This is a genomic window from Frankia sp. AiPs1, from assembly GCF_023716945.1.
Lineage (GTDB): Bacteria > Actinomycetota > Actinomycetes > Frankiales > Frankiaceae > Frankia.
Map to the genome: position 1 here is coordinate 1 of NZ_JAMQQF010000491.1, position 4,551 is coordinate 4,551.

The following is a 4,551-nucleotide window of genomic DNA, read 5'->3' on the forward strand; positions in this document are numbered from 1 at the left end:
CCCGGCGGGACCGCCGCGGCACCGGCGCGGCACCTGGCCCGTCGCGGCGTCCCCAGCCTCGCCGCCGTCGCCGACGATGGATCGGGCGCGAGCATGCCCGTCCGGCTGGCCCGATGTTGCCTGCCGCTGCCCGGTGACGCCGTCGTCGGCTTCACGACCCACGGCAGCGCGGTCTCGCTGCACCGCCGCGAGTGCGGCAACGCCACCGAGGCGCGTGCCGACCGGGAACGGGTCGTGGTGGTGGCCTGGTCCGCGCCCGATGTCAAGATTTTCCCCGCCGAGATCGCGGTCGAGGCGTTCGACCGTTACGGGCTGCTGGCCGACATCACCGAGGTTCTGTCCGAGACGTCGGTGTCCGTCCGGGCCGCATCGACGACGACCTCCGAGGACCGCGTCGCCCACGCCCGCTTCACCATCGAGGTCACCGGGCCCGAGCAGCTCGACAGCGTGCTTTCGGCGGTTCGCCGGGTGGGCGGCGTGTACGACTGCTACCGCGGGTGTCAGACCCAGCCGTCGCCGACCGCCGACCCGCCCGCCCGCGCCACCACCTGACCCGCAGCGTGCGACCCGACCAGTGCCGCCGCCGCCCCTGATCCGTGCCGCGGCCTGATCCGTGCCGCCGCCGGGTCTGGCAACCCCGTTCGGGCACGACTCGCCGGCCTGACCGTCGAAAGGGCTCGGTCGGCAAGAACCGTCATCGGCACCGCCGCGCAGCGTGGCGATTCCACCCCGGAAAGTGCCCTCCGCATCCACCGCCGGTAAACAGTAGGTGCCTAAAACTGCCCCATCCGGGTCGATAAGGGTGGATTGTCGCTGAGGGAATAGCCGCCACCCTTCCGGGCGCCGTAAATTCAACGGCGACCGCCACTGATCGATGTAGAGTATCTCGCGTATCCCTCGTTTCCAGATGGGAGTGCGCGTGGGTCACCTTCAGGTCATTGTGAGTATCGACTCCCGAGAAGGCGCCGAGCGTATCGGCCGTGCGCTCGTGGAGGCGCGCCTGGTCGCCTGTTTCCAGGTGATCGGCCCGATGAGCAGCATCTACCGATGGAAGGGCGAGATCGAACAGGCCGAGGAATGGCTCTGTCTCGCGAAAACCACCACCGAGCGATTCGACGAGCTACGTGAGCGGCTGGTCGTCCTGCACCCGTACGAGAATCCCGAGATCATTGCCACGCCGATAGTCGCGGGCCACGCCGACTATCTGCAGTGGATCAGTGCGGAGACCGCGCCCGCGGTGCGGAGCTGACGTCCGGTCGCCGCCCCGACTCTGGCGGGGCCGGGGCGGCGACCGGACGTCTTGCCGCCGGCGGCGTCCGGCCCGAGGGAGGGACCCCGCTCAGGCCAGTGCCCGTAGCTGGTCGTCGAGGTCGCGCACGGCCTGGGTGTGCTGCCAGGGCCGCAGGTGCTCGCGGGTCCGCCGGACACGGGCCAGGCCGAGGGAGAAGTCCGTCTGGGCCACGATCGACAGGGCCTCGGCGGCGAAGTGGCAGGCCGCCTCGATCTCCCGACGCTGGATGTGCACCTCGGCGATGTCGCTCATCAGCAGCGACCGCTTCTTCGTCGCACCCGGCGCCGTGGCCCGCAGGGCTTCGGTGGCCGCCGCGTAGGCCGCTGCCGGGCGGCGCAGCCGGGTGTAGGTGGTGACCTTGAGCCCGTCCAGCCGGCCCCGGTCGAAGAACTGGGTCCAGACCCGGTCGCCGTCGCTCTCGCCCCGTTCGAAGGCCTCCTGGGCGCGGTCCAGTGCGGCCAGCGCCGCCCGGCCCTCGCCCCGCGCCGCCTGCTCCTCGGCCTCCCGGGCGGCCAGCCACGCCCGGGTCATGACGGTGCTGCCCGTCGCTGCCCGTCGCTGGGCCTCACCGAGCAGCACGCACGCCTGGTCGTGGCGGCCCTGGCTGGCGGTCTGGTAGCTCTCGTAGCCGAGCACGCACGCCCACAGCGCGTTGTCGTCGGCCTCGCGGGCGGCCTCGATGGCCACCCGGTAGTACGCCACCGAGGCGGGCAGGTCATTCATGTCGAAGGCCAGCCAGCCCGCCAGCGCCGCCGTCTCGCCGGCGGTGGAGGTGAGGTCGCGGCGCACCGGCGTGCGGTTCGTCGACTCCAGCAGCTGGGTGAGCCGGCCCAGGTGGTCCGTGACCCGCGACATCAGGACCCTGGCCGGAACGCGCTCCTCGAGGCCGTACAGGCCCGCGGTGCGCTGCCCCAGTTCCTCGGCGAGCTCCGGGGTGACGCTCGCCCGCCGCCGCAGCGCCGCCGACAGCCGCTCCCAGGGCGGAGTGTCCGAGGCCGCGGCGATCGGCACCACCGCGACGCCGCCCGCGGCGGCGAAGAGCCGCAGAAAGTCCCGCCGTTCCACCGGAATGCCATTCGGGTCGATCACTTCGGCGTCTGCCTGCAGGACCAATGTGCCGCCGGGGACCAGCTCGCGACCTGCCTGCGGCGGGCCGCCGGGCCCGGTCGGGACGATACCCCGCCCCATTCCCGCCCGTATTGCTCCGGCCGCGGAGGGAAGTGTCTCGTCGTCGACGAAACCCAGTTCCACCGAGGACCGACCGAATAGGGCTCGCAACAGCCGCTGATAACGCAGGCTCGGCTTCTTGTCGCCCTTCTCCCACTTGCAGATCATGTTTCCGGTCACCCCGGCCTCGCGGCCCTCGTGGATGACGGAGAAGCGCCGGATCTCGGTGGCGAGGCGTTCCTGCGACCAGCCCCGCTCCTCCCGGCTCAGTCGTAGCCGGGCGTTCGGGGTGCGGGTCGCGGGGGCACGGTGGGACGTCGCCACGTCAGGTGATGGTCCGGAGGCCGCAGGTGCCCGGGAAGCTGCCGAAGGACCGGTCGTGAGCTGCATCGGGGCCTCCGAAGTCAATCGGTTGACTCCTGGAGCTTAACCCTCTGTGAGATAAGACGGTCATAGTCACTGTGGTCCCTTCGAGACCATCTAGGGCAAAAATGTGGTCTTCCCGGCGCGCGGGTGGCCTGCGTGCCGCTAACGGGCGCCGCCTTCTAGAGTGAGGGCGTGAGAGCCGGACCCCTCGACCGACGTCCTCGACCGCCCGGATCCGGTGCCCCGACCCGTCCGCTGCGCGCGTGGCAGCGGACGGCCCTCGACGTCTACCGGTCCCGCTCGTCGTCCGGGGGCCGGGACTTCCTCGCGGTGGCGACGCCGGGCGCCGGCAAGACCACCTTCGCCCTGCAGGTCGCCAGTGACCTGCTGGCCACCGGCGAGATCAGCCGGATCACCGTCGTCGCGCCCACCGAGCATCTCAAGCGGCAGTGGGCGGTCGCCGCCGCCGAGGTCGGGGTGGACCTCGACCCGGACTTCCGCAACTCCGCCGGCGCGACCTCGTCCGACTACACCGGCGTCGCGGTGACCTACGCCCAGGTCGCGGCCCACCCGGCGCTGCACCGGGCGCGGACCGCCGCCCGGCGCACCCTGGTCATCCTCGACGAGATCCACCACGCGGGCGACGCACTGTCCTGGGGTGAGGCGACCCGGGAGGCGTTCACCCCCGCGGCGCGGCGCCTCGCCCTGACCGGGACGCCGTTTCGCTCCGACGTCAACCCGATCCCGTTCGTCACCTACCTGCCGGGACCCGACGGCGTGCTGCGCAGCATCGCCGACTCCTCCTACGGCTACGCCGAGGCCCTGCGCGACGGCGTCGTGCGCCCGGTGCTCTTCCTCGCCTACTCCGGTGAGATGTCCTGGCGGACCAGCGCCGGCGCCGAGCTGTCGGCCCGGCTCGGCGAACCGCTGACCGGTGAACAGACCGCGGCGGCCTGGCGCACCGCGCTGGACCCGGGCGGGGACTGGATGCCGGCCGTGCTCGCCTCGGCGGACACCAGACTGTCGCAGGTGCGCGCCGGCGGCATGCCCGATGCGGCCGGGCTGGTCATCGCCACCGACCACGCCGCCGCGAGGGCGTATGCGGGGCTGCTCGCCCGGATCACCGGGGTGTCGCCGGTGCTCATCCTGTCCGACGACCCGACCGCGTCGGCGAAGATCGCTGACTTCCGGCAGTCGGCCGACCGGTGGATGGTGGCCGTGCGGATGGTGAGCGAGGGCGTCGACGTGCCTCGCCTCGCCGTCGGGGTCTACGCGACCTCGGCCTCGACGCCGCTGTACTTCGCCCAGGCCGTCGGCCGGTTCGTCCGGGGGCGGGGGCGGGGCGAGACCGCCTCGGTGTTCCTGCCGAGCGTGCCCACCCTGCTCGCCCTCGCCGGGGAGATGGAGATCCAGCGCGACCACGCGCTGGAGAAGCAGCCGCGCGACCCGGACGCCTTCGACGACGAGGCGCTGCGCGACGCCAACCGGCGCAAGGACGCCCCCGACCAGCCGGACACGCTGTTCACGGCGCTGGGCTCCTCGGCCCAGCTAGATCGGGTGATCTTCGACGGCGGCGAGTTCGGCACCCCCGCGGCGCCCGGCTCGATGGAGGAGGAGGACTTCCTCGGCCTGCCGGGCCTGCTGGAGCCGGACCAGGTCGCGACCCTGCTGCGCCAGCGGGAGGCCGCTCAGCAGGCCGCCCAGCAGGCGGCCGCCCGGCGCGCCGC

4 protein-coding genes are annotated in these 4,551 nt (G+C 72.6%); 3 read left to right on the forward strand and 1 reads right to left on the reverse strand.

All coding sequences use genetic code 11. The features are described 5' to 3' along the window. Positions 1 to 552 (forward strand): ACT domain-containing protein (locus tag ND748_RS25885; protein WP_251748726.1); only part of this gene is annotated, 552 nt, incomplete at its 5' end. Between the two features lie 367 nt (positions 553 to 919). Further along, positions 920 to 1,249 (forward strand): divalent-cation tolerance protein CutA, encoded by a 330-nt coding sequence (gene cutA / locus ND748_RS25890; RefSeq protein WP_251748732.1) that lies wholly within the window; start codon positions 920 to 922, stop codon positions 1,247 to 1,249. Between the two features lie 90 nt (positions 1,250 to 1,339). Here cutA and ND748_RS25895 read toward each other — a convergent pair whose 3' ends face one another. Next, entirely contained in the window at positions 1,340 to 2,848 is a 1,509-nt protein-coding gene (locus ND748_RS25895) for a helix-turn-helix transcriptional regulator (protein ID WP_251748728.1), read from the reverse strand. A gap of 168 nt (positions 2,849 to 3,016) precedes the next feature. Between ND748_RS25895 and ND748_RS25900 the strand changes: the two genes are divergently transcribed. Then, on the forward strand, positions 3,017 to 4,551 hold a 1,535-nt coding region (locus ND748_RS25900), incomplete at its 3' end, for a DEAD/DEAH box helicase (RefSeq protein ID WP_251748730.1).